30 protein-coding genes are annotated in these 24,992 nt (G+C 70.5%); 17 read left to right on the top strand and 13 right to left on the bottom strand.

Translation table 11 applies throughout. The annotated features are described in order from the left end of the window. Positions 1–23 precede the first annotated feature (23 nt). Positions 24–1,520, bottom strand: coding sequence for a CBS domain-containing protein (locus F0L46_RS27560; RefSeq protein WP_188311803.1), 1,497 nt, complete (start codon positions 1,518–1,520; stop codon positions 24–26). Between the two features lie 150 nt (positions 1,521–1,670). On the opposite strand from F0L46_RS27560, the gene F0L46_RS00695 reads away from it, so the two are divergent. Beyond that, a complete protein-coding gene (locus tag F0L46_RS00695; protein WP_149815107.1) occupies positions 1,671–2,417 on the top strand; it encodes an SDR family oxidoreductase in 747 nt (248 codons plus the stop codon). A gap of 3 nt (positions 2,418–2,420) precedes the next feature. Here F0L46_RS00695 and F0L46_RS00690 read toward each other — a convergent pair whose 3' ends face one another. Then, positions 2,421–3,176, bottom strand: coding sequence for an SOS response-associated peptidase (locus F0L46_RS00690; RefSeq protein WP_149815106.1), 756 nt, complete (start codon positions 3,174–3,176; stop codon positions 2,421–2,423). Between the two features lie 113 nt (positions 3,177–3,289). Between F0L46_RS00690 and F0L46_RS00685 the strand changes: the two genes are divergently transcribed. Continuing rightward, positions 3,290–3,814 (top strand): hypothetical protein, encoded by a 525-nt coding sequence (locus tag F0L46_RS00685; RefSeq protein WP_149815105.1) that lies wholly within the window; start codon positions 3,290–3,292, stop codon positions 3,812–3,814. Positions 3,815–3,868: 54 nt separating this feature from the next. Next, complete coding sequence (locus F0L46_RS00680) at positions 3,869–4,312, top strand: DUF1810 domain-containing protein (RefSeq protein ID WP_149815104.1); 444 nt, start codon at positions 3,869–3,871, stop codon at positions 4,310–4,312. Between the two features lie 22 nt (positions 4,313–4,334). Here the strand turns inward: F0L46_RS00680 and corA are convergent, their stop codons facing one another. From corA to F0L46_RS00655, 5 genes are all read right to left on the bottom strand, one after another. Further along, the gene (corA, locus tag F0L46_RS00675) at positions 4,335–5,276 is read right to left on the bottom strand and encodes a magnesium/cobalt transporter CorA (RefSeq protein ID WP_149815186.1); all 942 of its coding nucleotides are present in this window, start codon (positions 5,274–5,276) and stop codon (positions 4,335–4,337) included. 40 nt (positions 5,277–5,316) lie between these two features. Further along, positions 5,317–6,168 (bottom strand): SDR family oxidoreductase, encoded by an 852-nt coding sequence (locus F0L46_RS00670; RefSeq protein ID WP_149815103.1) that lies wholly within the window; start codon positions 6,166–6,168, stop codon positions 5,317–5,319. Positions 6,169–6,199: 31 nt separating this feature from the next. Further along, positions 6,200–6,898, bottom strand: coding sequence for a deoxyribonuclease V (gene nfi / locus F0L46_RS00665; RefSeq protein ID WP_149815102.1), 699 nt, complete (start codon positions 6,896–6,898; stop codon positions 6,200–6,202). Between the two features lie 80 nt (positions 6,899–6,978). Beyond that, complete coding sequence (locus F0L46_RS00660) at positions 6,979–7,506, bottom strand: SixA phosphatase family protein (protein WP_149815101.1); 528 nt, start codon at positions 7,504–7,506, stop codon at positions 6,979–6,981. A gap of 5 nt (positions 7,507–7,511) precedes the next feature. Then, on the bottom strand, positions 7,512–8,999 hold the full coding sequence (locus tag F0L46_RS00655; RefSeq protein WP_149815100.1) for a M81 family metallopeptidase: 1,488 nt from the start codon (positions 8,997–8,999) through the stop codon (positions 7,512–7,514). Between the two features lie 160 nt (positions 9,000–9,159). Here F0L46_RS00655 and F0L46_RS00650 point away from each other — a divergent pair, with 160 nt between their 5' ends. Continuing rightward, a complete protein-coding gene (locus tag F0L46_RS00650; RefSeq protein ID WP_149815099.1) occupies positions 9,160–9,984 on the top strand; it encodes a S1 family peptidase in 825 nt (274 codons plus the stop codon). A 10-nt stretch (positions 9,985–9,994) separates the two neighbouring features. Here F0L46_RS00650 and F0L46_RS00645 read toward each other — a convergent pair whose 3' ends face one another. Next, positions 9,995–10,507: a flavin reductase gene (locus tag F0L46_RS00645; RefSeq protein ID WP_240539794.1), complete on the bottom strand. Its 513-nt coding sequence runs from the start codon at positions 10,505–10,507 to the stop codon at positions 9,995–9,997. A gap of 278 nt (positions 10,508–10,785) precedes the next feature. On the opposite strand from F0L46_RS00645, the gene F0L46_RS00640 reads away from it, so the two are divergent. The 5 genes from F0L46_RS00640 to F0L46_RS00620 are packed head-to-tail and all read left to right on the top strand — an operon-like array spanning position 10,786 to position 15,127. After that, positions 10,786–11,706 carry a branched-chain amino acid ABC transporter permease gene (locus tag F0L46_RS00640; RefSeq protein ID WP_149815098.1) on the top strand — a complete coding sequence of 307 codons (921 nt, stop codon included), beginning with the start codon at positions 10,786–10,788 and terminating at the stop codon, positions 11,704–11,706. A 4-nt stretch (positions 11,707–11,710) separates the two neighbouring features. Continuing rightward, positions 11,711–13,111 carry a high-affinity branched-chain amino acid ABC transporter permease LivM gene (gene livM / locus F0L46_RS00635; protein ID WP_149815097.1) on the top strand — a complete coding sequence of 467 codons (1,401 nt, stop codon included), beginning with the start codon at positions 11,711–11,713 and terminating at the stop codon, positions 13,109–13,111. Further along, positions 13,111–13,995, top strand: a complete 885-nt coding sequence (locus F0L46_RS00630) for an ABC transporter ATP-binding protein (protein WP_149815096.1) — start codon at positions 13,111–13,113, stop codon at positions 13,993–13,995. The genes livM and F0L46_RS00630 overlap by 1 nt, the downstream gene beginning before the upstream one ends. Then, positions 13,992–14,774 carry an ABC transporter ATP-binding protein gene (locus F0L46_RS00625; RefSeq protein ID WP_149815095.1) on the top strand — a complete coding sequence of 261 codons (783 nt, stop codon included), beginning with the start codon at positions 13,992–13,994 and terminating at the stop codon, positions 14,772–14,774. The genes F0L46_RS00630 and F0L46_RS00625 overlap by 4 nt, the downstream gene beginning before the upstream one ends. Beyond that, on the top strand, positions 14,774–15,127 hold the full coding sequence (locus F0L46_RS00620) for a DUF6867 family protein (protein WP_149815094.1): 354 nt from the start codon (positions 14,774–14,776) through the stop codon (positions 15,125–15,127). Before F0L46_RS00625 ends, F0L46_RS00620 begins: the two co-directional genes overlap by 1 nt. 446 nt (positions 15,128–15,573) lie before the next feature. Here F0L46_RS00620 and F0L46_RS00615 read toward each other — a convergent pair whose 3' ends face one another. From F0L46_RS00615 to F0L46_RS00595, 5 genes are all read right to left on the bottom strand, one after another. Then, on the bottom strand, positions 15,574–16,293 hold the full coding sequence (locus tag F0L46_RS00615) for a TetR/AcrR family transcriptional regulator (protein ID WP_149815093.1): 720 nt from the start codon (positions 16,291–16,293) through the stop codon (positions 15,574–15,576). A gap of 63 nt (positions 16,294–16,356) precedes the next feature. After that, complete coding sequence (gene proC / locus F0L46_RS00610; protein WP_149815092.1) at positions 16,357–17,172, bottom strand: pyrroline-5-carboxylate reductase; 816 nt, start codon at positions 17,170–17,172, stop codon at positions 16,357–16,359. A 72-nt stretch (positions 17,173–17,244) separates the two neighbouring features. Next, the gene (locus F0L46_RS00605) at positions 17,245–17,745 is read right to left on the bottom strand and encodes a type III secretion system chaperone family protein (protein WP_149815091.1); all 501 of its coding nucleotides are present in this window, start codon (positions 17,743–17,745) and stop codon (positions 17,245–17,247) included. A gap of 276 nt (positions 17,746–18,021) precedes the next feature. Then, positions 18,022–18,285, bottom strand: a complete 264-nt coding sequence (locus tag F0L46_RS00600; protein ID WP_149815090.1) for an accessory factor UbiK family protein — start codon at positions 18,283–18,285, stop codon at positions 18,022–18,024. 171 nt (positions 18,286–18,456) lie between these two features. Continuing rightward, complete coding sequence (locus F0L46_RS00595; protein ID WP_149815089.1) at positions 18,457–18,870, bottom strand: flagellar assembly protein FliX; 414 nt, start codon at positions 18,868–18,870, stop codon at positions 18,457–18,459. A 225-nt stretch (positions 18,871–19,095) separates the two neighbouring features. Here F0L46_RS00595 and F0L46_RS00590 point away from each other — a divergent pair, with 225 nt between their 5' ends. The 8 genes from F0L46_RS00590 (at position 19,096) to flaF (ending at position 24,716) form a co-directional block, all read left to right on the top strand. Continuing rightward, positions 19,096–20,223, top strand: a complete 1,128-nt coding sequence (locus F0L46_RS00590) for a flagellar basal body P-ring protein FlgI (RefSeq protein WP_149815088.1) — start codon at positions 19,096–19,098, stop codon at positions 20,221–20,223. 85 nt (positions 20,224–20,308) lie between these two features. After that, entirely contained in the window at positions 20,309–20,668 is a 360-nt protein-coding gene (locus tag F0L46_RS00585; RefSeq protein WP_149815087.1) for a rod-binding protein, read from the top strand. After that, positions 20,652–21,134, top strand: coding sequence for a hypothetical protein (locus F0L46_RS00580; protein ID WP_149815086.1), 483 nt, complete (start codon positions 20,652–20,654; stop codon positions 21,132–21,134). Before F0L46_RS00585 ends, F0L46_RS00580 begins: the two co-directional genes overlap by 17 nt. 120 nt (positions 21,135–21,254) lie before the next feature. Continuing rightward, complete coding sequence (locus F0L46_RS00575) at positions 21,255–21,632, top strand: flagellar protein FlaG (RefSeq protein ID WP_149815085.1); 378 nt, start codon at positions 21,255–21,257, stop codon at positions 21,630–21,632. A gap of 451 nt (positions 21,633–22,083) precedes the next feature. Continuing rightward, positions 22,084–22,947: a flagellin N-terminal helical domain-containing protein gene (locus F0L46_RS00570; protein ID WP_188311802.1), complete on the top strand. Its 864-nt coding sequence runs from the start codon at positions 22,084–22,086 to the stop codon at positions 22,945–22,947. 126 nt (positions 22,948–23,073) lie between these two features. Continuing rightward, on the top strand, positions 23,074–23,937 hold the full coding sequence (locus tag F0L46_RS00565) for a flagellin N-terminal helical domain-containing protein (protein ID WP_149815083.1): 864 nt from the start codon (positions 23,074–23,076) through the stop codon (positions 23,935–23,937). Between the two features lie 16 nt (positions 23,938–23,953). Continuing rightward, on the top strand, positions 23,954–24,358 hold the full coding sequence (gene flbT / locus F0L46_RS00560) for a flagellar biosynthesis repressor FlbT (protein WP_149815082.1): 405 nt from the start codon (positions 23,954–23,956) through the stop codon (positions 24,356–24,358). Continuing rightward, positions 24,330–24,716, top strand: a complete 387-nt coding sequence (gene flaF / locus F0L46_RS00555) for a flagellar biosynthesis regulator FlaF (RefSeq protein ID WP_149815081.1) — start codon at positions 24,330–24,332, stop codon at positions 24,714–24,716. The genes flbT and flaF overlap by 29 nt, the downstream gene beginning before the upstream one ends. Positions 24,717–24,992: the final 276 nt, after the last annotated feature.

Below are 24,992 nucleotides of genomic sequence, written 5' to 3'. Positions count from 1 at the left end.
ATGGGGAGAGGGGCGTCCGCCCCCTACCGCGTCGAATCCGTGTCGTCCGTCCGGCCCGTGGGCAGGGCCGCGTTGCGCTTGGTGCCGCCGCGCCCCGAGCGGCCGGAGGCGCCGCTCGTGCCCGTGGTGCCGCTTGCCGCCGAGGTGCCCGCCGGGCGCGGCGCGCCCTCGACGTCGACGGGCTCGCGGCCGTCGTCGGAGAGGTCGGAGGTGGCGTTGCCGAAGGTGGTCGCGCCCGCGCCGCCGGCCATCCATTGCACCCGGATGTCGTTCTGCACGTGGCGCACGCCGCGCACGCTCTCGGCCAGATCCTCGGCGTGGCGCTTGTCGCCCCGCGAGGCGACGCGCCCTGAAAGCCTGACCTCGCCGTTCTCCACGCTCACCTCGATGGTCGAGGCGTCGAGATGGGGATCGTCCGCCAGCACGTCGCTGACGTCCTCGCGAAGGCGCGCGTCCGAGCGCTGGTAGCCCTTGGGCCCCCGCCCGCGATGGCCCGGGTTCTCGTCGCCGAGCTCGGGGATGCGCCCGCCGCCGCCGCGAAACAGCGCCCGCTCGCCCCGGCGCTCCGCCTGGAGGCCGCGCCGGTCGCTCTGGATGCCCCGGTCGTAATCGGCGCCCCCGAGGCCTCGCTCGCGGGGCGAACCGTCGGGATAGGAGCCGAAATCACCGCCGATGATGCCCCCTCCCCCACCGTTGCCGCCGTAGCCCGAATAGCCCTCGCCGCCGAAGCCGCCGCGCATGCGCGCCCCTCCGCCCGCGCCGATGCCGCCCACATCGCCCTGCAGGGAGCCCTCGTCGTAGGCGACGTCGTTGCCGAAGTTGCCGTCGTCACCGTCGTCGTCGCCCTGGTCGCGGCTGAAGCCGAACTCCTCGTAGCCCTGCCCGACGAAGCCGAAATCGTCCTTGAAGCGCGCCGCGTCGTCCGCGTCGCGGTCGCGCCGCCGGCCGTCCCCACGCGGGGCGGGACGCTCCTCAAGGCCGCGGGTCCGCTCGGGCCGGCGCATGCGCCGCTCCAGCTCGCGCCGCTCGTCCTCGGTGAGGGGCGAGGGCCGCCGGGCGCGCGTCTGGTCGGCGCGGGCGCGGGAGAGCGTGCCCGAGCGGTCGGGGGCGGCGGGCGTCGAGATCCGCCGCAGGGCCTCGTCGGCGCCGGGCGCGTGGTCGGCAGCCAAGTCGCCGAGCGCTACGATCCCGACAAGGCGTCGCTCCCGGTCCACCACGGGCAGGCGGCGGATCTGCATCTCGCTCATGGTGCGGGCCACGTCCTCCGCCGAGGCGTCGGCGAAGCACCAGCGCACGTCGTGGCTCATCACCTCGCGCACCTGGGTGTCGTCCGGGGCCAGGCCCGCCGCGGTCGCCCGCACGGTGATGTCGCGGTCGGTCACCATGCCGACGAGGCGGCGCCCGTCGCAGACGGGAAGCACGCCGACATTGAGGTCGTCCATGAGGCGCGCGGCGTCCCGGATGGAGCGCTCGGGCTGGATCACCCGCACGTCCCGCGTCATCAGATCGGCGACTCTCATGGCATCCTCCGCGTCCGGGGCTTGTCGACGGTGGAGCCAACGACGGGCCTGTGGCGTGGTTCCCGGGCGGTGCGGGCGTCCGAGCCCCTTGCGCGGCCGCGCTCTGGCGGGCCACGGTGTCGCGAACGACGCGGCTCATAGGAGGACGGCATGGCAGGCATCGCGCTGGTGACGGGGGCGGGAACGGGGGTTGGCAAGGCGGCGGCGCTCGCCCTGTTCGGGGCGGGCTGGAGCGTGGCGCTCGCGGGCCGCCGGCGCGAGCCGCTGGAGGCCACGGCCGGGGAGGCGGGCGCCGGCGAGCGGGCGCTCGTGGTACCCACCGACGTCGCCGATCCGGCCTCGGTCGACGCATTGTTCCAAGCGATCGAGCGGCGCTTCGGCCGGCTCGACGTGCTGTTCAACAATGCCGGCATGGGGGCGCCCGCGATCCCGCTGGAGGACCTCACGGTCGAGCAGTGGCAAGCCGTGGTCGACGTGAACCTCACGGGACCCTTCCTGTGCACGCAGGCCGCCTTCCGCCTGATGAAGCGCCAGGAGCCCCGGGGCGGGCGGATCATCAACAACGGCTCCGTCTCGGCCTACGCCCCGCGCCCGAACTCCGCCCCCTACACGGCGACGAAGCACGCCATCTCGGGGCTGACCCGCGCCACGGCGCTCGACGGGCGCAAATACGACATCGCCTGCGGCCAGATCGACATCGGCAACGCCGCGACCGAGATGACCCAGCGCATGACGGAGGGCGTCCCCCAGGCCGACGGCTCGATGCGCCCTGAGCCCCGCATGGACGCCCGCCACGTCGGCGACGCGATCCTCCACATGGCGGGCCTGCCGCTGGAGGCCAACATCCTGTTCATGACCGTGATGGCGACGAAGATGCCCTTCGTGGGGAGGGGGTGAGCGCTAGAAGAGTGCCCCCTGCTCGTCCTCGTCGCTGGAGCGGGGCGCGCCCGGGCGGGTGCGGCTGGGTTCGGGGACGGGGCGCGGGGCGGGCTGGGCCAGGGGCTCCTGGACGCCGGGATCGTCGTTGCGCACGTCATTGACCCGCGGGCTCACGGGGGTGAGGTCGAGCCAGCCGTCGGGGCAGGGATGCACCAGCGCCATGGCCTGACGGTCGTCCACCCCGTCCACGTCGAGCCAGGGCGCGATCCCGGCGGCGTCGAGGATCGCGGGCATGCGGTCGTGGACCGCGCTCATGAGGCCGTTGGCGTCGGTGGTCACGATGGCGGCGGTGTCGATCTCGCCGCCCTGCGGATCGCTGTAGGTCTCCCACAGGCCGGCGAGATGCAGAGGTCCCCGGCTCGTGCGGCGGATGAGGAATGGCGCCTTGGCCTTGCCCTCCCGGCGCCACTCGTAGAACCCGTCGGCGAGCACGATGCAGCGGCGGCGCTTGAGGGCTGCGCGGAAGGTGGGCTTCTCGAGCAGCGTCTCGCCGCGGGCGTTGATGACGAGGGGGAAGGACTTCGGGTCCTTCACCCAGCCCGGCAGGAAGCCCCAGCGCGCGAGCCGGAAGTGCCGCGCCCCGCCCGCCCCGTGCACCAGGGCGATGGGCTGGGTGGGCGCCACGTTGTAGCGCGGGGGGAAGTTCGGCCGCTCGTCATAGCCGTAGGCTTCCCGGAAGGTCTCGGGCGCGAGGGTGATCGCGAAACGTCCGCACATGGTCCGTCCTCCGCTCCGCAGGGAAACCGACTGCCCCGCCCTGGCGCAAGGGCACGCGTTCCGCAGGGCGGATCGTCAACGGTTTATTGGCGGATCCGGTCTCACATGGTGCGATGCACCCGCCCGCGACGTGTCCCGCCGAGCCGCCCTCCGCCGCGCCCCCGCCGCGCGACGACGAGGCGATGCCGGCCGGGCTGTCGAACGACTACCTCAACCATTTCAGCGAAGCCCTGATGCTGATCGAGCTCGCGGCGGCCGATCCCGGCATCGCGGCCGATCTCGCGGCCTGGCGGCCGGTGGGCTACCGGGCGCATTTCGAGGCCTCGCGCCTGCGCCGGGCGGGAGCGGCCATCGCCGCCTACGACGCGCTCGACCCCGCCGCCCGCGCCGGCTTCGAGGAGCTCACGGGGGCCATGAACCGCCTGGTGCGCACCGCCGTGCTGGCGCTCCAGCCTCCTTGCGAGGCGGAGGACGCCGCGATCGTCGCCGTAGTCACGGCGCCGGCGCTCCGCCGCCTCGTCGGCCGGGCGGGCGCCTTCCTCGCCTCGGGCGGCGCGGATCTCGCCCACGAGGGCGAGATCGAGGAGGCCCAGACGGTGATCGACCGCCTGATCGAGCGCGCGGGTAGCGGCGACTGACGGATCCGGGTGCGACCCCGGCGGGTTACTTTCGCCTGGACCGGGACCGACGCCATGACCGACACGGACGCCTTCGACCTCGACCGCTTCGTGACCGCCCAGGCGCCGGCCTATGCGGGCGCGCTCGCCGAGCTGACGGCCGGTCGCAAGCGCGGTCACTGGATGTGGTTCGTCTTCCCGCAGCTGCGGGGCCTCGGGCACTCGCCCATGGCCGAGCGCTACGGCGTCGCGTCGATCGCGGAAGCGCGGGCCTACCTCGCCCATCCCGTGCTCGGGCCGCGGCTCGTCGCCTGCACGAGGACCATGCTCGCCGTGGAGGGCCGCTCCGCGCACGACATCCTCGGCTCCCCCGACGATCTCAAGTTCCGCTCCTCCATGACGCTGTTCGAGGCGGCGGCCGGGGGGAGCGAGGACGTGTTCGGCCGGGCGATCGAGCGCTTCTATTCGGGGAAGCGGGACGAGCGGACGCTCGACCTACTCCGGCGCGGGGCGGGCTGAGCGGCCAAGCCTAGGCCCGCGCTCAAAGCCACCCCTTCCAGCGGAAGAACAGGTAGGGCGTGATCATCGCCACGACCATCAGGACGAGCGCCATCGGGTAGCCGAAGGTCCAGTCGAGCTCGGGCATGTGCTTGAAGTTCATGCCGTAGATCGAGGCGATGAGGGTGGGCGGCATGAACACCACCGACACCACCGAGAACAGCTTGATGATGTTGTTCTGCTCGAGGTTCACGAGGCCCAGCGTCGCCTCCAGCAGGAACTGGATCTTGCTCGACTGGAACGTGGCGTGCTCCTCCAGGGACTGGAGGTCGCGCAGGGTGGTGCGCACGTTCTCGCGCAAATCCGCGGGCACCCGCGCGGCGCGGTAGCTCGCGGTGAGGAAGAGCAGCACGCGCTCGATGGAGACGAGGCTCTCGCGCTGCTTCGAGATCAGGTCGCCGAAGCGCCCGAGCGCGCGCAGCGTGTCGCGGAACTCCGTCTTCTTGCGGCCGGGCTTCGCCTGGTTGAAGATCTCGCTGGAGAGCCGGTCGATGCGCTCGGCCGTGATCTGGAGGACGTCTGCCGCCCGGTCGATCACCGTGTCGACGAGACCCGCCAGGATGGCTTCCGCCGTGACGCCGCATCCGCCGGGCCGGCTCGCCCGCTGCGCGAACATGCCGAAGGCTTTGGGCTCGTCGTAGCGCACCGTGACGAGATGGCTGTCCTTCAGGATGAAGGTGACCCCCGTGAGCACGGGGTCGTCCGTGTCGGCCCGGCAGACCAGGCGAGCCGTCATGTAGCGCGCCCCGTCCTCGGCATACATAATCTCGGAGGGCTCGATGTCGAGCATCTCCTCCCGGGTCGGAATCGAGATGCCGAGGAAGGTCTCGACCTTGCGGTCCTCCTCCCGGCTCGGCTCGATGAGGTCGAGCCAGAGCACGTCGGCGGGAATGGGCTCGGACGCCGGGAGCGCGCGGCGCTCCATCCCGGCGGGACCGATGGAGGTCAGGACGAGGATCACGGGGTCAGACCGCCCCTGCCGGCGCCTGCGAGTCCTCGGGCACGAAGAAATCGGGCATCAGGGGGCCGTTCGGGTCGACGCGGTAGCGCGCGAAATCCGTCACGCCCTCGCCCGCCATGAACGTGTCGTCGATGATGAACTGGCCCGTGAACTCCCGGGCGGGCTTGGCGAAGATCATGGCGGCGGCGTCGGCGAGGATCTCAGGGATCCGGCTCGCCTGGACGATCTGGTCGCCGCCGAGCAGGTTCTTCACCGCGCTCGTCGCGATGGTGGTGCGGGGCCACAGGGCGTTCACCGCGATGCCCTTGGGCCGCAGCTCGCCCGCGAGCCCCAGCACGCACAAGGACATGCCGTACTTGGCGAGGGAATAGGCCAGGTGCGGCGCGAACCACTTCTCCTTCATGTCGAGGGGCGGCGACATCATCAGGATATGGGGGTTTTGCGCCTTCTCCAGGTGGGGGATGGCGTATTTCGACACCATGAAGGTGCCGCGCGTGTTGATCTGGTGCATCAGATCGAAGCGCTTCATGTCCATGATGGAGGTGGGCGCGAGGTTGATCGCGCTGGCGTTGTTCACGACGATGTCGAGGCCGCCGAAGGTGTCCACCGCCTTGGCGATCGCGCCCTTCACGGCCTCCTCGTCGCGCACGTCCACGAGGAGCGGCAGCGCCTTCCCGCCGGCGGCCTCGATCTCCTCGGCCGCGGAATAGATCGTGCCGGGCAGCTTCGGATGCGGCTCGGCGGTCTTCGCCGCGATGACGACGTTCGCGCCCTCCCGCGCGGCCCGAAGCCCGATGGCGAGGCCGATCCCGCGCGAGGCGCCGGTGATGAAGAGCGTCTTGCCTGCAAGCGACATGGTTCCTCCCGGGGTTGTTGCGGCCTTTGTATCAGGAGGACGGCGCGGGGGAAGAGGCCTGGCCGCCGGGCACGAAGGCGCCCGCCGCCTTGTGGGCGAGGCGGATCGGCTCGGGCAGGCGCCATTTGGGGCTGCAGCGCATCACCATCTCGACGGCGCTGGGGATGTCGGCGAGGTGGCCGGGCGAGATGAACATCGGGTTGGTGCGCGCCCGGGTGCGCACGGCCGCGCCGATGGTCTCGCCCCGGTGGACGAGCGGCACGTGTGCGCCCCGCTCCTCGGGCAGATCCGAGAAGCGCCCCACGAGGAGCGTCTTGCCGCACCCGATGGTGGGCCGCTCCAGCCACAGGCCCATATGGCAGGCGATTCCCATGCGCCGGGGATGGGCCGTCCCCATGCCGTCGACGAGGAAGACGTCGGGCTCGGATTGAAGCCTCGCGAAGGCCTCCTCCAGGACGGGCCCCTCACGGAAGCTCAGCAGGCCCGGCACGTAAGGAAACGGGGTCGGCGCCCGCGCCAGCACCGTCTCGACGGGCTCGAAGCCCGGATAGGTCGCAACCACCACGGCGGCCTGCGACTCGTTCTCCTTCACGCTCACGTCCACGCCCGCCACCAGGCGCACCGCGTCGAGATCGAGGGGCTGCGAGACGATCTCGGCCCGCAGCCGCTTCTGGATCGCCACGGCCTCCTCGGGGGTCACGGTCCAGGAATGGCGGGGATGGAGGCGCATGAAGGGGGAACGCCCGGGCGGGCGGCGCGGGTTCCGCCCTCCCGCCTGCAGGCTTTAAGACGGCCTCGACACGCCCCGCCTCAGAGCTCGTCCTCGCCCGCCCCGATGACCTTGGGGGTCACGAAGCGGTCGAGGCGTCCGCCCCGGAAGTCGACCTCGGCCCAGGTCTCGGCGGGGAAGTCGATCACGGCGAGGCCGGCCGTGGGATATTTCTGGCTCATGCGGGCGAAGGCGTAGCGGTCGCCGTGCCCCACGAGGTGGGCGGCGAGATCCTGCGTGCCGGGATTGTGGCCGACGAGAAGAAGGCCCCGCACCCCGTCGCCCACCTCCCGGATCACCTCCAGGAGGCGCTCGGGCGACGCCTCGTAGATGCGGTTCTCCACCCGCACCTCGACCATTCCCAGCGCGGGCGCCACGAGGTCCCAGGTCTGGTCGGTGCGCCGGGCCGGGGAGACGAGGGCGAGATCCGGCAGGAGGCCCTCCTCGGCCATGTAGCAGCCCATCCGGGGCGCGGCCTCCATACCACGCTGGGCGAGGGGCCGGTCGAGATCGGGCATGCCGGCGGGCCAATCGGATTTCGCGTGACGGAGCAGCATCAGGCGGCGCATGGCGGTCAGCCCCCCGGTCGCAGGCGAAGGCCCGGCCGGGCCTTCGTGAAGGGGAAGCTTGCGGGATCCTCCGGGTTCACCCCGGGGCTCAGCGTCACGATCACCCGCTCGGCGATCTCCTGATAGCCGGAGCGGAAATGCGCCGAGCTCTTGAGGGCCACGATGGCGCGGGAGCCGAGATCCACCCCCAGATGCGTGAAGACCTCCCGGTGGATCGGCTGCTGGCGGATGGTGGCGACGAGCACCTCGACCCCGTCCCGCCGCAGGAGCGCCGTCGGCCCCATCTCGGTCTCGGCGGCGCGCAGCATGGGCGAGGTGCCGCGAAAGCGGCCCTTCGAGAGCGCCGCGACCGTCCAGGGTCCCGCGACGGGCTCCTGCCCGGGCCCCTCCCCGCCCCCGCCGAGCCGGTCCACCGTGCCGCCCGGGCCCGCCTCGTGGGCAAGGCGCGCGGCGAGAGGATCGTGGACGATGCCCAAAACCGCGCGCTCGGCGCCCTGGCGCAGGAGCTCGCGGATGAGGCCCGTGGTGCTGGAGGGCGCGCCTGCGCCGGGATTGTCCTGGGTGTCGGCGAGCACCACTGGGCGGCGGGCGCCCGAGGCCGCGATGCGCATCGCCTCCGCCACCGCCTCCTCCGCCGGCAGGGGCCGGTGGGCCGCGAAATCGCCCTCGGCCGCGAGCAGGAGCCCGAAGAGCCGGTCGGCGGCGGCATCGACGGAGGCCTGGTCGGCCCCGTAGGCGAGGACGGTCGGGCCGACGTCGGGGATGTCGGCGGGCGGGAAGCCCATGTTCAGGGACAGATGCACCCCCGTCTCGGCCTCAATGGCCTCGAGCGCCCGGTAGAGCCCCCCTGAGGGCTCCGTGAGGGTGCAGCCCGTGGTGACGGGGACGAGATAGGGTGCCTGGCGGGTGGCGCGGGCCGGACGGCCGCCCCAGGCCAGCACCCGGTCGAGCCAGGCCATGCACCGCCCGCCCGCGGCGCCCCAGTCGATGTGGGGATAGGTGCGGTAAGACGAGGCGAAGTCGGCGAGGCCCACCATGGCGGGCGAGATGTTGCCGTGGAGATCGAGGGAGACGAGGATCGGCACGCCTTCCCCCACCACCGCCCGCATCCGCCGCAGGAGCTCGCCCTCGCCGTCGTCGTGGCTCTGCGTCACCATGGCGCCGTGGAGCTCCAGGTAGACGACGTCCGCCCGGGCCCGGGCCAGATCCTCGGCGAGCCAGGCGCTCATCCGGTCGAACGCCTCGTCCTCGACGCGCCCGCCGGGCATGGCGCAGCCCCAGGCGAGCGGCACCACCTCGTGCCCCGCGGCTTGCGCCGCCGCGATCACGTGCGAGATCCCGAGATTGAGGCCCCGGAAGGTGTCGGGGATCGCCTCGCCGCGGGTGACCGTCGGCCAGGGGCCCGCCTCCACGAAGTCCCGCCAGGCGGTCGGGCGCGCCACGAAGGTGTTGGTCTCGTGCAGGAAGCCGCCGACGGCGATGCGAAGGCCCATGGGCGTTCTCTCCGGACGGCGCTCGGGGCGCCCCCGCCTTCATGGCAGAGCGCGGGGCCGGGCTCAATCGCCTCCGCGCCCCGGCGGGCAGGAACCCGGGCCGAGCCCGGGCGTTGGCTAGCGCTTGCGCCGCCCCACCGCTCCGGTCACACTGCCCGCCATGCGCCTCACCCTTGCCGCCATCGCTCTCGCGGTGCTCACCCTTCCGGCCGGCGCCGTGGTGCGCGGCGAGCCCTCGCGCGATCCCGACGGGCTGCGCACCATCGTGGTGCGCGTGGAGAACTCCGACGGCGAGCTCTGCTCGGGCGCCCTCATCGCGCCCGACATCGTGCTGACCGCGGCTCATTGCGTGCTCCAGCGCTCGCGTTACCGGGTCGTGACGCTCGACCGCTCCTTCCGCGCGCGCAGCTCGGGCGCCTCGCAGGTGGCGATCCACCCCGCCTTCGTGCCCGGCACGACCCCGCGCGGCCAGCCCGGCGTCGACCTCGCCCTCATGCGGCTCGACAGGGCGCTGGGAGCGGACTTCACCCCCCTCGATCCCCGCGCCGCCGTGTCGGTGGGCATGGGCGAGCCCCTCGTGCTCGCGGGCTACGGCATCACGGCGGAGGGCCGCAGCGGCACCGCCCGGACGCTGCGCCAGACGAACCTCGTGGCGCTCGGGCCCCTCCAGGTGGCGAACCGCGTCCTCGTCGGGGTGGACCCCGAGCGTTTCGCGGCCCGCACGGGCGCGGGCGCCTGCCGCGGCGACTCCGGCGGCCCGATCCTGCGGCGCGAGGGCGGGTCCTACCGGCTCCTCGGCGTGGTGAGCTGGTCGAGCGGCGCCTTCGAGGAGCGCCGCCCCACCGCCTGCGGCGGCTACACGGCGATCACCCCCGTGACCGACCACATGCGCTGGATCGTCGACCAGGCGGCCCTCATGAGCGCCTACGGCTCCGGCGGCGCCGTCTCGCGGGTTCCCCCGGTCCAGGACTGGACGGCCCGCTGAGGGCAGGGTTCTACAATCCGTGAAATCGCCGGCCGCGATATACGAGCGCGGGCTGCGCCGGCCCGAGATGGACCCCGACCACCTCGCCGAAGATCACGAGATGGGTGGCCAGGGGCCGGGCCTCGATCACGCGGCAGTCGAAGCCCGCGATCGCCGTCTCCAGCACGGGCGAGCCCGTGACGAGGCGCGTCCAGCGCCCGAGGCGGAAGCGGTCCTCGCCATAGATCCCCGTCCGCCCGGCGAAGGCCGCCGCGAGCTCCTCGTCGGCATGCGACAGGGTGCTCACGCCGAAGACACCGTTCTCGATCAGCCGGCCGCAGGAGCGGTTGGCGCCGTTGGCGCAGACGAGCAGGGTCGGCGGTGTGTCGGCGACCGAGGTCACGGCAGTGGCGGTAAAGCCGCCGCTCCCGGCGGGTCCGTCGGTGGACACGAGATGCACGGCGCCCGGCACGCGGCTCATGCCGTCGCGAAACAGCGCGGGCTCGACGGGCGCGGGGTCGGCTTCGGCGGTGAAACGGTTCAAACGAGACCTTTCCGGGGTGCTCCGCGTCCGGGTGAGGCGGCGGCGCGAGCGCCCGCACGGTACGCCCTGGATATGTGTTGCCCGCCGCGCTTGAAAAGAGCCCCGGCGCGCGCCGCCCGCGCGGCCTCCATGCCGCAGGGACACGGCAAAGCATTGTGGATCGGCACGCGGGTTGCTAGAGACCCGCCTCGACCGCTCTGGCAGCGGGCGTACATTGCGTGCAAGATCGCCGCGGAACCGCCGCGGGCGGTCCACGGGACGAGAGGACGGCGCCGCCCATGGAAGTGTTCGTGCAGCAGCTCATCAACGGGCTGACGCTCGGGTCGATCTACGGCCTGATCGCGATCGGCTACACGATGGTGTTCGGCATCATCGGCATGGTGAACTTCGCCCATGGCGACGTCTTCATGCTCTCCGCCTTCATCGCGCTGATCGTGTTCCTGGTGCTCACCACCTGGCTCGGCGTCACCTCCATCGCGCTGGCGCTCCTCGTGGTGCTCATCTGCGCTATGGCCCTCACCTCCCTGTGGGGCTGGGCCACGGAGCGGATCGCCTACCGTCCCTTGCGCGGCTCGTTCCGCCTCGCCCCCCTCATCTCGGCCATCGGCGTCTCGATCTTCCTCGCCAACTTCGTCCAGGTGACGCAGGGCGCCCGCAACAAGCCCACCCCCCCCATGGTGCGGGAGGTGATCGTCCTGTGGGAGGGCGCCAACGGCTACGCCGTGGCCCTGTCCTACAAGCAGATCATCATCATGGCGACGACCGCCGTGCTGCTCGGGATCTTCTGGTACCTCGTGCAGCGCACCTCGCTCGGCCGCGCCCAGCGCGCCTGCGAGCAGGACCGCAAGATGGCGGCGCTGCTCGGCATCGACGTCGACCGCACGATCTCCCTCACCTTCGTCATCGGCGCGGCGCTCGCCGCGGTCGCGGGCACCATGTACCTCCTCTATTACGGCGTGGTCTCCTTCGCCGACGGCTTCGTGCCGGGCGTGAAGGCCTTCACGGCGGCGGTGCTGGGGGGCATCGGATCCCTGCCCGGCGCGGTGCTGGGCGGGCTCATCATCGGCCTCATCGAGACCTTCTGGTCGGCCTATTTCTCCATCGAGTACAAGGACGTGGCCGCCTTCTCGATCCTCGCCATCGTCCTCATCTTCATGCCGTCGGGCCTGCTCGGCCGGCCCGAGGTCGAGAAGGTCTGATCCGATGAACGCACCCCACGCCATGACGGCCGGCACGGCGGCTCCCGCCACCGCGCGCTACGACTGGGGCGCCGCCCTCAAGGATGCGAGCCTCGCGGCCCTCGTCACGCTCGGCCTGTGCATCCCCATCGTCCTCTTGCGCACCGATCAGGGCGCGGGCGTCGACCTGCTGCTCAGGCCCCGCATCGGCATGGTGGCGTCCTTCGTGGCCGCCGTCTTCGCCGCGCGCCTCCTGCACCACGTGCTGCTCGCCCGCCGCGCCGGGCGTCCGCTCGTCGAGCAGAAGGCGGAGGTTCGCACCACGCCCAACGCGGTGCCCTGGGCCAAGATGGGGCTCTACGCCTTCATGGGCGTGGCGATGAGCTTTCCCCTCATCGTGTTCCTCATCCAGGGCGGCTTGAGCGAGTCCCGCTACTGGGTGGACCTCGGGATCCTGGTGCTCACCTACGTGATGCTCGGCTGGGGCCTCAACATCGTGGTGGGCCTCGCGGGCCTTCTCGATCTGGGCTACGTCGCCTTCTACGCGGTCGGCGCCTATTCCTACGCGCTCCTCTCCACCACGTTCGGCCTGTCCTTCTGGATCTGCCTGCCGCTCGCCGGCATCCTGGCGGCGTTCTGGGGCATGCTGCTCGGCTTCCCCGTCCTGCGCCTGCGGGGCGACTACCTCGCCATCGTGACGCTCGCCTTCGGCGAGATCATCCGCCTCGTGCTCATCAACTGGGTGGACTTCTCCGGCGGCGGCGCGGGCATCTCGTCGATCCCGCGCGTCACCTTCTTCGGGGTGCCGTTCTCGGCGGACGAGGGCGGCTTCGCCTCGCTGTTCGGGCTCACCTTCAGCCCCATGCACCGGGTGATCTTCCTCTACTACCTCATCTTAGGTCTCGCGTTCCTCACCGCCTTCGTGACGCTGCGCCTGCGCAAGCTGCCCGTCGGCCGGGCGTGGGAGGCGCTTCGCGAGGACGAGATCGCCTGCCGGTCGCTCGGCATCAACACGACGAACACCAAGCTCACGGCCTTCGCCACGGGCGCGATGTTCGGCGGCTTCGCGGGCTCGTTCTTCGCGGTGCGCCAGGGCTTCATCAGCCCGGAGAGCTTCACCTTCCTCGAATCGGCGGTGATCCTCGCCATCGTGGTGCTGGGCGGCATGGGCTCGCAGCTCGGCGTGGCGATCGCGGCGATCGTCATGGTGGCGGGCCCCGAGCTCCTGCGCAATCTCGGCTTCCTGAAGGCCGTGTTCGGCGAGAGCTTCGACCCGAACGAGTTCCGCTTCCTCATCTTCGGGCTGGGCATGGTGGCCATGATGATCTGGCGCCCCCGCGGCCTCATCTCGGAACGCGAGCCCACGGCCATCCTCAAGGAGCGGCGCGCGATCTCCGGCTCCCACGTCAAGGAAGGGCACGGCTGATGAGCGCGTCCGTCACCACCGCCCCCGCGGCCGCCGGCACCGCGCTCTGGGAGCGCGATGCGGTTCTCGCGGTGGACCACCTCACCATGCGCTTCGGCGGCCTCGTCGCCGTGAACGACCTGTCGTTCCGGGCGGGGCGCGGGGACATCACGGCCCTGATCGGCCCCAACGGCGCCGGCAAGACCACGGTGTTCAACTGCATCACGGGCTTCTACAAGCCCACGGAGGGCATGATGACCCTGCGCCAGGAGGAGGGCGCCACCTACCTCCTGGAGCGCCTGCCGGGCCATTCCGTGAACTGGAAGGCCCGCGTCGCCCGCACCTTCCAGAACATCCGCCTGTTCACCGGCATGACCGTGCTGGAGAACCTGCTCGTCGCGCAGCACAACAAGCTCATGATCGCCTCAGGGTTCAGCGTGCTGGGGCTGCTGGGCATCGGCCCCTACCGGGCCGACGAGGCCAGGGCGATCGAGAAGGCGAAGTACTGGCTCGACAAGATCGGCCTCACCGACCGGGCCGACGATCCGGCGGGCGATCTCCCCTACGGCGACCAGCGCCGCCTCGAGATCGCGCGCGCCATGTGCACGGACCCGATCCTGCTCTGCCTCGACGAGCCGGCGGCGGGCCTTAACCCGCGCGAATCGAACGAGCTCAACCGGCTGCTCCTCGACATCCGCCGGGACCAGGGCACCTCGCTGCTCCTCATCGAGCACGACATGAGCGTCGTCATGGAGATCTCGGACCACGTGGTCGTGCTCGACTACGGCACCAAGATCGCCGACGGCACGCCTGGCGAGATCCGCGACGACCCGAAGGTGATCGCGGCCTATCTCGGCGTCGAGGACGACGAGGTGGAGAAGGTCGAGGCGGAGGTGGGCGTATGAGCGTCGGCGGCATCAACGTTCTGGTCGACGAGACCCGCGCGATCCAGGACGGCAAGCGCGCGCCGCTCCTGAGCGTGCGCGGCGTGAAGACCTATTATGGCAACATCATCGCCCTCAAGGGCGTCGACCTCGACGTGCACGAGGGCGAGATCGTCACGCTCATCGGCGCCAACGGCGCCGGCAAGTCGACCCTGATGATGACGATCTTCGGCAGCCCCAGGGCGCGCGAGGGCCGCATCACCTATGCGGGCCAGGACATCACCCGGGTGCCCACCCACCACATCGCCCGGATGTCGATCGCCCAGTCGCCGGAGGGGCGGCGCATCTTCCCGCGCATGACCGTCTACGAGAACCTGCAGATGGGCGCCTCCGTGAACGGGGGCACGCATTTCAAGGAGGACCTCGACCGGGTCTGCGACCTGTTCCCGCGCCTGCGCGAGCGCCTGTACCAGCGCGGGGGCACGATGTCGGGCGGCGAGCAGCAGATGCTCGCCATCGCCCGCGCGCTCATGAGCCGCCCGCGGCTCCTCATGCTCGACGAGCCCTCGCTCGGCCTCGCGCCGCTCATCGTGAAGCAGATCTTCTCGGTGGTGAAGGAGCTCAACGAGCGCGACGGGATGACCGTCTTCCTCGTGGAGCAGAACGCCTACCACGCCCTGAAGCTGGCGCATCGCGGCTACGTGATGGTCACGGGCACCATCACCATGACGGGCACCGGGCGCGAGCTCCTGGAGAACCCGCAGGTCCAGGCGGCTTACCTCGAAGGCGGGAGGCACTGATGCAAGGCATCCTCTACGAAGAGCCCTCGTTCTTCCTGTTCGCGCTGGTCACCGTGATCATGGGCGGCTGGGCTGCCTGGATGACGGGGCGGGCCTGCGCGCTCACCTGGCGGGCCCTGTGGGCGGCCGTGCTCTATCTCCTGATCCTGGCCGGTGCGGTGCGCTTCATCCACTTCGCGCTGTTCCACGGCACGCTGCTGTCGCTGCACTATTACGTGGTCGACGCGATCGTGCTCCTCGTCATCGGGCTGATCGGCTTCCGCTATACCCGCACGACGCAGATGACGAGCCAGTACCGCTGGCTCTACGAGCGCTCGGGCCCGCTCTCCTGGCGCGAGCGCGCCGGGGCCTGAAGGGGCCGGAACGCGGGGTGGGGGCGGAGACGAGCTCCCCTTCGCCCTCATGCTGAGGAGCCAGCGCCAGCGGGCGTCTCGAAGCACGCAGGCCGCACACCACTTCGGTGAGGAGATTCCTGGTGCGCCTTTCGGGGCTCCTCAGGATCAAGCCGGGCGCGCTCCCCTCTCCCATGGGGAGAGGGGCCGGGGGTGAGGGGGTACCACGCTGGTCCAGGGCACCTCCTCCCTCATGCTGAGGAGGCCTGCATGGCGGGTCGTCTCGAAGCACGCAGGACGCTTGCCACAGCCGGTGAGAAATCCCTGGAGCGCCCTTCGAGGCCCGCCTGCGGCGGGCACCTCAGGACGAGGGTGACGAGTGGGATGCCGGCAGCCCCCTGATCCCGAGGTGCGGACCGTAACGGAGCCTCGCAGCCCGCACCACGCCCGTGAGCCGGAGCGCCCCCTCAGATCGACGGATCGTAGCCCTGCGGCGCCTCGTCGGCCATGTCGTGCGGCGCGGGTCGGGTGCGGGCGCGGCGGCGCATGCGGTTGCGACCGTCGAAGAAAGCCTGGCCCACGGCGCGCAAGGGGGCCGTGAAGCGGCGGACGTCCTCGGCGCGTTCCAGCACCCGCTCGCCCCGGCGCAGCTCGCGGTCGAGGCGGGCCATGGTGCGGGCGAGATCCTCGCTGTCGTCCTCGAACCAGGTCTCCATCGTGTTGGAGAACACGATCACCGCACCCTGGAGCTTCAGGGTGCCGAGCGGCCCCTCCGTCGAGATGTTGGCCGCCGCCAGCATGAAACGCATGGAGTTGAGGGCAACGCCGTTGAGGGCCGCGAGCGTCAGCGGCTCGCCGCGCACCCCCGCCATGATCCGGCGCAGGGCCCGCTTGTAGGGGGTGAGGGCATCGATGCGGCGCATGAACACGTCGAACAGGCGCTCGCGCGCCGGCTCGCCCGCGAGGTCATCGCCGCCCTGGCGCAAAACTTCCAAGTCGATCTTGCGGGAGAAGGCGCCGAGCACGGCGCCCTTGGAAGGGAACCACTCGCGGAACTCGGCGAGCGAGATGCCGGCGGCCTCCGCGATGTCGGTGATCTCGATGTCGTCCCACGGCCGGTCGGCCGCCAGCCGCATCAGGGTCTCGACGACGTCGTCGCGGGTCGCACGCTTCGTCTCTTCGGCCATGAACGCTTCTCCCTCTACCCTGCCCCTCAGGTAGGGCCGAGGGGGCCCGGTTGGAACGGAGCCCTAGCCGGAAAGCGCCTCGGCGCGCCGCTTCGCCGCAGCGACGGCCTCGGTCATGAGCGGCGCCATCCCGCCCTCCCCCATCAAGACCTCCAGGGCCGCGGCCGTGGTGCCCCCGGGCGAGGTCACGTTCTGGCGCAGCACGTCGGCGCCAAGATCGCTCGCCTCCAGGAGCCGGCCCGCCCCGGTCACGGTGGCGCGGGCGAGCCGCAGGGCGAGATCGGGGGGAAGGCCTGCCTGCGCGCCGGCCTCGGCCAGGCACTCGACGAGATGGAAGACATAGGACGGCCCGGAGCCCGACAGAGCCGTCACCGCGTCGATGAGGTCCTCCGAGGGCAGCCACTCGACGATGCCGTTGGCGGCAAGCAGCGCATGGGCTCGCGCCCTGCCCTCCTCCGTCACCGCCTCGTTGGCGAAGGCGCCCGTGGCCCCGGCCCCGATGCTGGCGGGCAGGTTCGGCATGGCCCGAACCACGGCGCGCACCGTCGGGACGCGGCGCAGGAGGTCGGCGATGGTCTTGCCCGCGAGGATCGAGACGAGAACCGTGTCGGGCGAGACGATCCCCTCGACGAGGGGCGCCACGGCCTCCAGCGTCTGCGGCTTCGTCGCGAGCACGAGGACGGCGGGCGGGGCGATCTGTTGGGGGTTCAACGCGAGGCCGCGGGCGGCGCAGAGCGCCTGGATGGCGTCGGAGGGGTGGGCGTCGAAGACGCTGACCGCGTGCGGCGGCAGGCCGATGGAAAGCCAGCCCTCCAGCATGGCGCCGCCCATCTTGCCGGCGCCGACGAGGGCGAGGGACGGCGGCAGGGCGGCGTTCATGAGGGCCTCACGGTTGGAGGCGCCCGGGAGCTTGAGCGCCGCACCCTGTCTAGAGCGCGGCGGCAGCGGCGATCAAGCCTCGCCTTCGGTCTCGAACAGGACGGCGTCGAGGGCCTCCCGGGGGCTCTTGCCGGCCCAGATCACGAACTGGAACGCCTGGTAATAGCGCTCGCAGGCGTCGATGGCGGCCTTCATGAGCATTTCGCATTGGCCGTGCGTGGGCTCGGCGCCCCCCGCCAGGATGAGGGCGTGGCGGTACATCACCACGTTCTCGGCGTTCCAGAGGTCGAAATGGCCGACCCAGAGCTGCTCGTTCACGAGGGAGACGAGCTGGAGGATGTCGTTGCGGCGCCGGTCCGGCACCTTGAGATCGAAGGCGCAGGCGATGTGCAGCGCCTCAACGTCCTCGATCCAGGTGAACGCGACCTGGTAATCGGTCCAGCGTCCCGCCACCGCCACGGACATCTCGTCGATGTCGAAGCGGTCGAAGCTCCAGTGCTTGTGCGAGGCCAGGCGCTCGACCACGTCGAGGGGATGCTCGCTGCGGTCGGTGTCGATGTGAAGCTGGGTCATGTCGGTCCGGGCTCGTCGAGCGAAGGGGGAAGGAAAGCGGACGCGAGAACTGTTCGGCGCCGTGAAAGCCCGCCCTTCGGCCGGCCTCACAATATTCGTCCGAGACTTCCATTCTTGGAGCGGGCCTGCACCGCCGTCTCGACACGAATCATCAGCGCTTCGACTATAGTCCGCCCGACTCCCGTCTTTCGAAGTTGACAAGAGAGTCGTGGATTCGGGGGCGCCGTACAATCCGGCGAGATCCTCTGTCCACAAGCCTCACGTGAGAAATACGATCTAAGCCTTTGCTTCGAGGGCAGCGATGCGGCTCTCAAGGTCGGCCAGGCGCCCGGCGAGGCGGTCGGCCTCCTCCCGCGCCGCGACGGCGAGGTCGCGCTGCGCCTCGAACTCCTCGCGGGTCACGAGGTCCATCTCGCGCAGGAAGCGCTCCATCTGCCCCCGCGCCACCGTCTCGGCCTCGCGGCGCAGGCCCTGCGCGGCGCCCGCCATGTCGGTCACGAGGCGCGAGAAGTCGTCGAGGATGCGGTTGCTCTGGGTCATGCCGTCAGGTTTCGTCCTCCGGGACTCCGCTGTCAATCGCAACGGGTCCGCGGTCCACGTGATGTGGGAATCACGGGGACGAAGGGCAATGGCGCCTTCCGACGGGCGGCCAACGGGTTCGCGGCGCTGGGCGCCCTTCGCCGCGGCGCTTTGACTCAGGGGCGGATGGGGCTAGCGGGCCGCGAGCTTGGCGATCTCGACCTGCGCCCTGAGCTCGATATGGGCCAGGAGATCGTCGAGGCCGGGATCCCCGGTGGTCTCGCCGCGCTCGGCCAGGCGGGCGACGAGGGCCTTGAGGTCGCCGACCCCGATGCGGCCGGCGAGAAGCCCCGCCTTGAGGCGGTCCAGCGCGTCGAGAAGGTCGTGTCCGCGCTTGAGGGAGCGGCGGCGGCGCTCGCCCGGATCCCCCTCCCCCTGAAGGGCGAGGATCGCGTCCATGGTGGCGAGCGGCGCGCTCGCGGCGGGGCCGGAGGTCTTGGCGGCACTGGCGCCCGAGGTGGGGCTGAAACGCTCGGCGCCCGCCGCGCGCCGCTGGGGCGCGGCGGCGGTCAGGGGAGGCGCGAAGAACTTGGGATCGACCCGCATGGTGGTTGAGGCTGCTCCTGAGCCGTCACTGTCCGTCGGCGCGGTTAACGAAGCATGAAACACCCGGCAAAACCTGCCGCCCCGGCAGGACCGACCCGGTCGGCGGAGCCGGGCACTCGACGGAGGCGCCGGCCAAAACTCATAAGCGACAGTGACTTGTCCCCGTTCGCCGCGATGGCACGCCCTTCGCTTGGGAGAGGCGAACCCTGCACGCGGACCCGCCCCATGCGCTTTCTTCCCCCCAGAGCCCTCCGCCGGATCGCCGCCGCGGCTCTCGGCCTGCTGGTGGCCGGGGAGCCGGCTTTCGCGCTCTCCCGCATCAAGGACCTCGCCCAGGTCGAGGGCGTGCGCCAGAACCAGCTCGTGGGCTACGGCCTCGTGGTGGGCCTCAACGGCACGGGCGACACGCTCAACAACGCCCCCTTCACCCGCCAGAGCCTCCAGGCGATGCTGGAGCGGCTCGGGGTCAACACGCGGGGCACCAACCTGCGCACCGCGAACGTCGCGGCCGTCATGGTCACGGCGAACCTCCCCGCCTTCTCGACGCAGGGCACGCGCCTCGACGTGACCGTGTCGGCGCTGGGCGATTCCAAGTCGCTCCAGGGCGGCACGCTGCTCGTGACGCCGCTGCTCGGCGCCGACGGCGAGGTCTATGCCGTGGCGCAAGGCTCCGTGGCGATCGCGGGCTTCGCGGCGGAGGGGGAAGCCGCGAAGATCACCCGGGGCGTCCCCACCGTGGGCCGCATCTCCAACGGCGGCCTCATCGAGCGCGAGATCGAGTTCAAGCTCAACGTCCAGAAGGGCGTGCGCCTGGCGCTCCGCAATCCCGACCTGACCACCTCGAAGCGCATCGCGGCCGCCATCAACGACTTCATGGGCGCCGACACCGCCGAGCCCACCGACCCTTCCACGGTCGCGCTCCAGATCCCGCCCCGCTACCAGGGCAACCTCATCCGCCTGCTCACCGAGATCGAGCAATTGCGCGTGGAGCCCGACCAGACCGCGAAGATCGTCATCGACGAGCGCTCCGGCATCATCGTCATGGGCAAGGACGTGCGGGTCTCCACGGTGGCCGTGGCTCAGGGCAACCTCACCGTCACCATCGCCGAGCAGCCGCAGGTCTCCCAGGCCCAGCCGCTCGCCCAAGGCGGCCAGACGGTGGTGGTGCCCCGCACGGGGGTGAAGGTCGACACGGACGAGGGCAAGAAGCTCGCCGTGGTGCGCGACGGCGTGAGCCTGCGCGAGCTCGTCGACGGCCTCAACGCGCTGGGCGTCGGCCCGCGCGACCTCATCTCCATCCTCCAGGCCATCAAGGCGTCGGGCGCCCTCCAGGCCGACATCGAGGTGATGTGATGGCCACCAACAGCTTCCTCCACGCGATGGCCGACATCGTGACGATGCCCCGCCTCCCCTTCCCTCCAGCGACGGAGTCCGCCCCATGGTAGCCCCGCTTGCCGCCAACCTCGCCTTCAAGGGCGCGCTCGGGCTCGCCCGCGCGGCGCTCGGCGACGCCTCGCCGTCCGCCGGTCCCAAGGGCCCGCGGGACGCCAAGGCCCAGAAGACCGCCGACGATTTCGAGACCATGTTCCTGGAGCAGATGCTCGACCGGATGGTGGAGACCGCCGGTGCCGAGGGTCCCTTGGGTGAAAATGGGACGGGCGGCGGCGTCTACCGGTCGATGCTCGTCAAGGAATATGCGGGCGCAATCGGCAAGTCCGGCGGCGTCGGCCTATCGGACTCGGTTTATTCGGAGATTCTCAAGCTGCAGGAGGGACACGCAGATGTGGGCCGCTCATGAACCCCCGCAGCCGGCGCCGCGGGTGACCACCCGCGAGGAGGCCGAGCGCCTCGTCGGCTCCGTCCTCGACGGGCTCGCCGGGCTCGAGAAGCTTCTCGAGATCGAGACCGCCCATCTGCGCGCGGGCCGCATCAACGACGCGCTCGCGCACGGGGAGCGTAAGGGGGAGCTCACGGGCGCCTATCTGCGCGGCCTGGAGGCCGTGAAGGCGAACGCCGTGGCGCTGGCCCGCTTCGCGCCGCAGAGCCTGGAGCGGCTCAAGGCCGCCCATACGGGCTTCGGCCGGGTCGTCGAGGTCAACCAGGTGGTGCTCGCCACGGCGCGCGCCGTGTCGGAGAGCATCGTCAAGGGCATCAGCGACGAGATGAACCGGTCGAGCGCCCCCCAGGGCTACGGCCCGGCGGGAGCCTATGGCGCGGGTCGCCCGAAGCCCGGCGCGCCCCTCGTCCTGTCACGCCAATTGTGACCCGTTTCGATTCAGTCCCGCGTGGCGCGAATTAACCATCCGTAGAAACCTCTGATTCAGTGACGGATGGTAAAGCTCGCGGTGCAGTCACGGGACTGCGCTTGAGCGAGGGCCACTGCCATGGACAGCGGCAACAGCACGAAGCCGGCCGCCGGGCCGATCACGGCGGCACCGAGACCCGATCCCACCGCCTCCTTCCGGGCGGTGAGGACCGACCTGCGCCCGGCCGACACCGTCCAGCAGGCCGCTCCGATCGAGGCCGTGCGGTTCGACCCGAGCGACGGCCTGCGCGAGCGCGCGATCCTCGACCAGGTCCTCACCCGCGCCGTCGAGCGCCGCACCGAGCTCGACGAGCGCACCAAGGGCCTCGTCTACCGCGTGAGCGACGCCCGCACGGGCGAGGTCGTGGCCCAGTACCCCACCGAGCAGATCCTGAAGCTGCGCGCCTATCTCCGCGACGCGGCCGAGCCCAAGGCCACCGCCGGCACGGTCGCGTGAGCTGACGGCGGATCCCGCGATCCGGGACGTTGCGCGGATCTTGGAGGCTACCCCATGTGGAGGGCCGACCGTCCGACCTCGTCCTGAGGCGCCCCGCGAAGCGGGGCCTCGAAGGGCGCTCCAGGGATCTCCCTCCGGCTGCGGAAGCATGGTGCGTGCTTCGAGACGCCTGCTGACGCAGGCTCCTCAGCATGAGGGAGAGGGCAGCCTCACGTTCCGGGCCCGACGCAGAGGGCCGCGCCCGCGGGCTGCCGGTGCGTGCACACAAGCCCACCTGCCCGTTTACGAACCATCAACCAACGCCGAAGTCCACGCGCCGCAGGCCCCGACAGGGGGCAGATCCCACGATCGGGGCAAGCTTTCCTTCATTCCTGCGGGCCGATGATCGTCCGCAGTCGAGCAGAACCGCTCGATGCGTCACCGACGCGCACCATCCAGAAAGGACACGATCATGGCTTCCGCTATCTCTCTCTCGACGGCGATGCGCAGCAACCTGCTCTCGCTGCAGAACACCCAGGACGGCATCACGCTCACCCAGAATCGCCTGGCCACCGGCCTCAAGGTCTCCTCGGCGCTCGACAACCCGCGGAGCTTCTTCCAGGCTTCGTCCATGAACAACCGCGCCAGCGACCTGGCCCGGCTTCAGGACAGCATGGGCCTGGCGATCAAGACCTTCGAGGCGGCCGACAAGGGCATCAAGGCGATGACCAAGCTGGCCGAGAACATGGCTGCCGTCGCGAAGTCGGCCCTGGACTCGACGACGGTCACGGCCCGCACCGACTTCCAGACGCAGTTCGAGGAGCTGCGCAAGCAGATGGCCGCGGTTGCAGCGGACTCCGGCATCAACGGCATCAACCTTCTTGGCGGTGACACGCTGACCACCGAGTTCGACGAGAAGGGCACGAACAAGCAGACGGTCGCGGGCAAGGACTACCGCAGCTTCAACGCGACCACGGCCTATGTCGCAACCGATACCGCGGGCGTCGTCGGCGTGACCCAGGCGACGACTTGGACCACGGTCGACGCGACCGGCGACACCGCCATCAAGGCGTCCGCCGATCTCGTCAAGAAGGCGATCACGACCCTGCGCGACCAGGCGGCCGTATTCGGCTCGAACCTCACCGTGGTGAAGGTCCGCGAGGACTTCACCAAGGAGATGATCAACACCCTGAAGGGTGCTGCCGACGGCCTGACCCTGGCCGACCAGAACGAGGAGGCGGCGAACCTCCTCGCGCTCCAGACCCGCCAGCAGCTCGGCGTCCAGGCGCTGTCGCTGGCCAACCAGTCGCAGCAGGGCATCCTGCGTCTCTTCTGAGACGCGCGGGCCCGAGCGGTCATCGAGGCGACGGCGCGAGCCGTCGCCTTTTTTCATGCCGTTTACGGAGGATTAAGACTAACCGTTTACCGTCTTTCGAAAGAGTTCCTGTGCCGAGGATCGCGCATGTCGAACATCACTCTCTCATCCCCGGTGCGTAACACCGTCCTGACCCTGCAAAACATCGCGGGAACGCAGGCGACCGTGCAGAACCGCCTGGCGACCGGGCTCAAGGTCTCCTCCGCACTGGACGATCCGCGCAACTTCTTCCAGGCCTCCGCGCTCAACAACCGTGCCAGCGACCTGGCCCGGCTTCAGGACAGCATGGGCCTAGCGATCAAGACCTTCGAGGCGGCCGACAAGGGCATCAAGGCGATGACCAAGCTGGCCGAGAACATGGCCGCGATCGCCAAATCGGCCCTCGACGCGACGACCGCCACCGCCCGCACCGACTTCCAGACGCAGTTCGAGGAGTTGCGCAAGCAGATGGCCGCAGTTGCTGCGGACTCGGGCATCAATGGCGTGAACCTGCTCGGCGGCGATGTCCTCACCACCGAGTTCGACGAGAAGGGCATCAACAAGCAAGCCGTGACCGGCGTCGATTGGCGCAGCTTCAACGGCACCTCGGCCTATGTCGCGACCGACGCCGCGGGCGTGATCGGCGTCACGCAGGCGACGGCCTGGGGCGCGATCACCCCGGCTGCCGACACGGCCATCAAGGCTTCCGCCGACCTCGTGAAGGCAGCCATCACGAAGCTGCGCGACCAGGCGGCGGTGTTCGGCTCGAACCTCACCGTGGTGAAGGTCCGCGAGGACTTCACCAAGGAGATGATCAACACCCTCAAGGGCGGCGCCGACGGCCTGACCCTGGCCGACCAGAACGAGGAGGCCGCTAACCTTCTGGCCCTCCAGACCCGCCAGCAGTTGTCGCAGCAGGCCCTTTCCCTCGCCACCCAGTCCGAGCAGGGCATCCTGCGGCTGTTCGGCTGAGCCCGCGGGGATCGCAATGGCCCTCAAGGTCGAGCTCAAGCCGCACGAGCGCATCATCCTCGGGCAGGTCGTGGTTCGCAACGGCGACACCCGGGCGAAGCTCTTCGTGGAGGGCCGCGTGCCGATCCTGCGGGAGAAGGACATCCTCACCGCCGAAACGGCCGACACGCCGGCCAAGCGAATCTATCTTGCCGTGCAGCTCATGTACCTGGCCGAGGATATCGGCGAGCAGCACAAGGTCTACTTCCAGCTCGTCCACGATTTTCTTGGCGCCGCTCCCAGCGCGCTTCCCATCGTCGACGCGATCAACAACCAGATCTTAAGCGGGGAGCTCTACAAGGCTCTCAAGGAAACCCGTCGCCTGGTGGCGTACGAAGCGGAGTTGCTGGCCCATGCAACAGGCAGCCCAGGCCTACGGTAAGGTCGCTCAGCAGACGCTGGGCCCGCGCGAGCTCGAGGCCCACGTCCTCCTCAAGGCCGCCACGCGCCTCCAGCGCGTCCGCGACGCCTGGGACGAGCGGCAGGGCGAGCTCGACGAGGCGCTCACCTATAATCGCAAGCTCTGGACGGTGCTCGCCACCGCCGCCACGGCCGAGACGAACCCCCTGCCCCGCGAGATCAAGCAGAACATCGGCAATCTCGGCATCTTCATCTTCAAGCGGACCGTCGAGGTGATGATGCAGCCCTCGCCCGAGAAGCTCGACGCCCTCGTGAACATCAACCGCGAGGTCGCCGCCGGGCTGCGCGCCATGCCGGCGGCCCCTCCCACGGGCGCCTGATCGGGCGCAAGCCGCGACATCGACGAGGGGCGGGTCCAGGGGGCCCGCCTTTTTCGTTTGCGCCCGATGGAGCCCGCAGGCGCGGGACGACGGCGCCGCTGCCGCGGCTAATTCTTGCGCTGGGTCCCGGATCTGCACCTCGCTTCGCGAGGCTTGTCCGGGAAAGTGGCGTTGGAATTGGTCCAGAGGTCGCCAGAACCTCAACCGCACTTTCCCGGCCAAGAGGAGCGGAGGCTTTAGCCGAAGCGGATCGCTGATCGGGGATCCAGCGCAAGA

Origin of the sequence: Salinarimonas soli, from assembly GCF_008386575.1 — a bacterium.
In the GTDB taxonomy this organism is placed as follows: Bacteria; Pseudomonadota; Alphaproteobacteria; order Rhizobiales; family Beijerinckiaceae; genus Salinarimonas_A; species Salinarimonas_A soli.
Note: the sequence above shows the minus strand (reverse complement) of the source record. Positions and strands in the feature narration are given on the sequence as shown.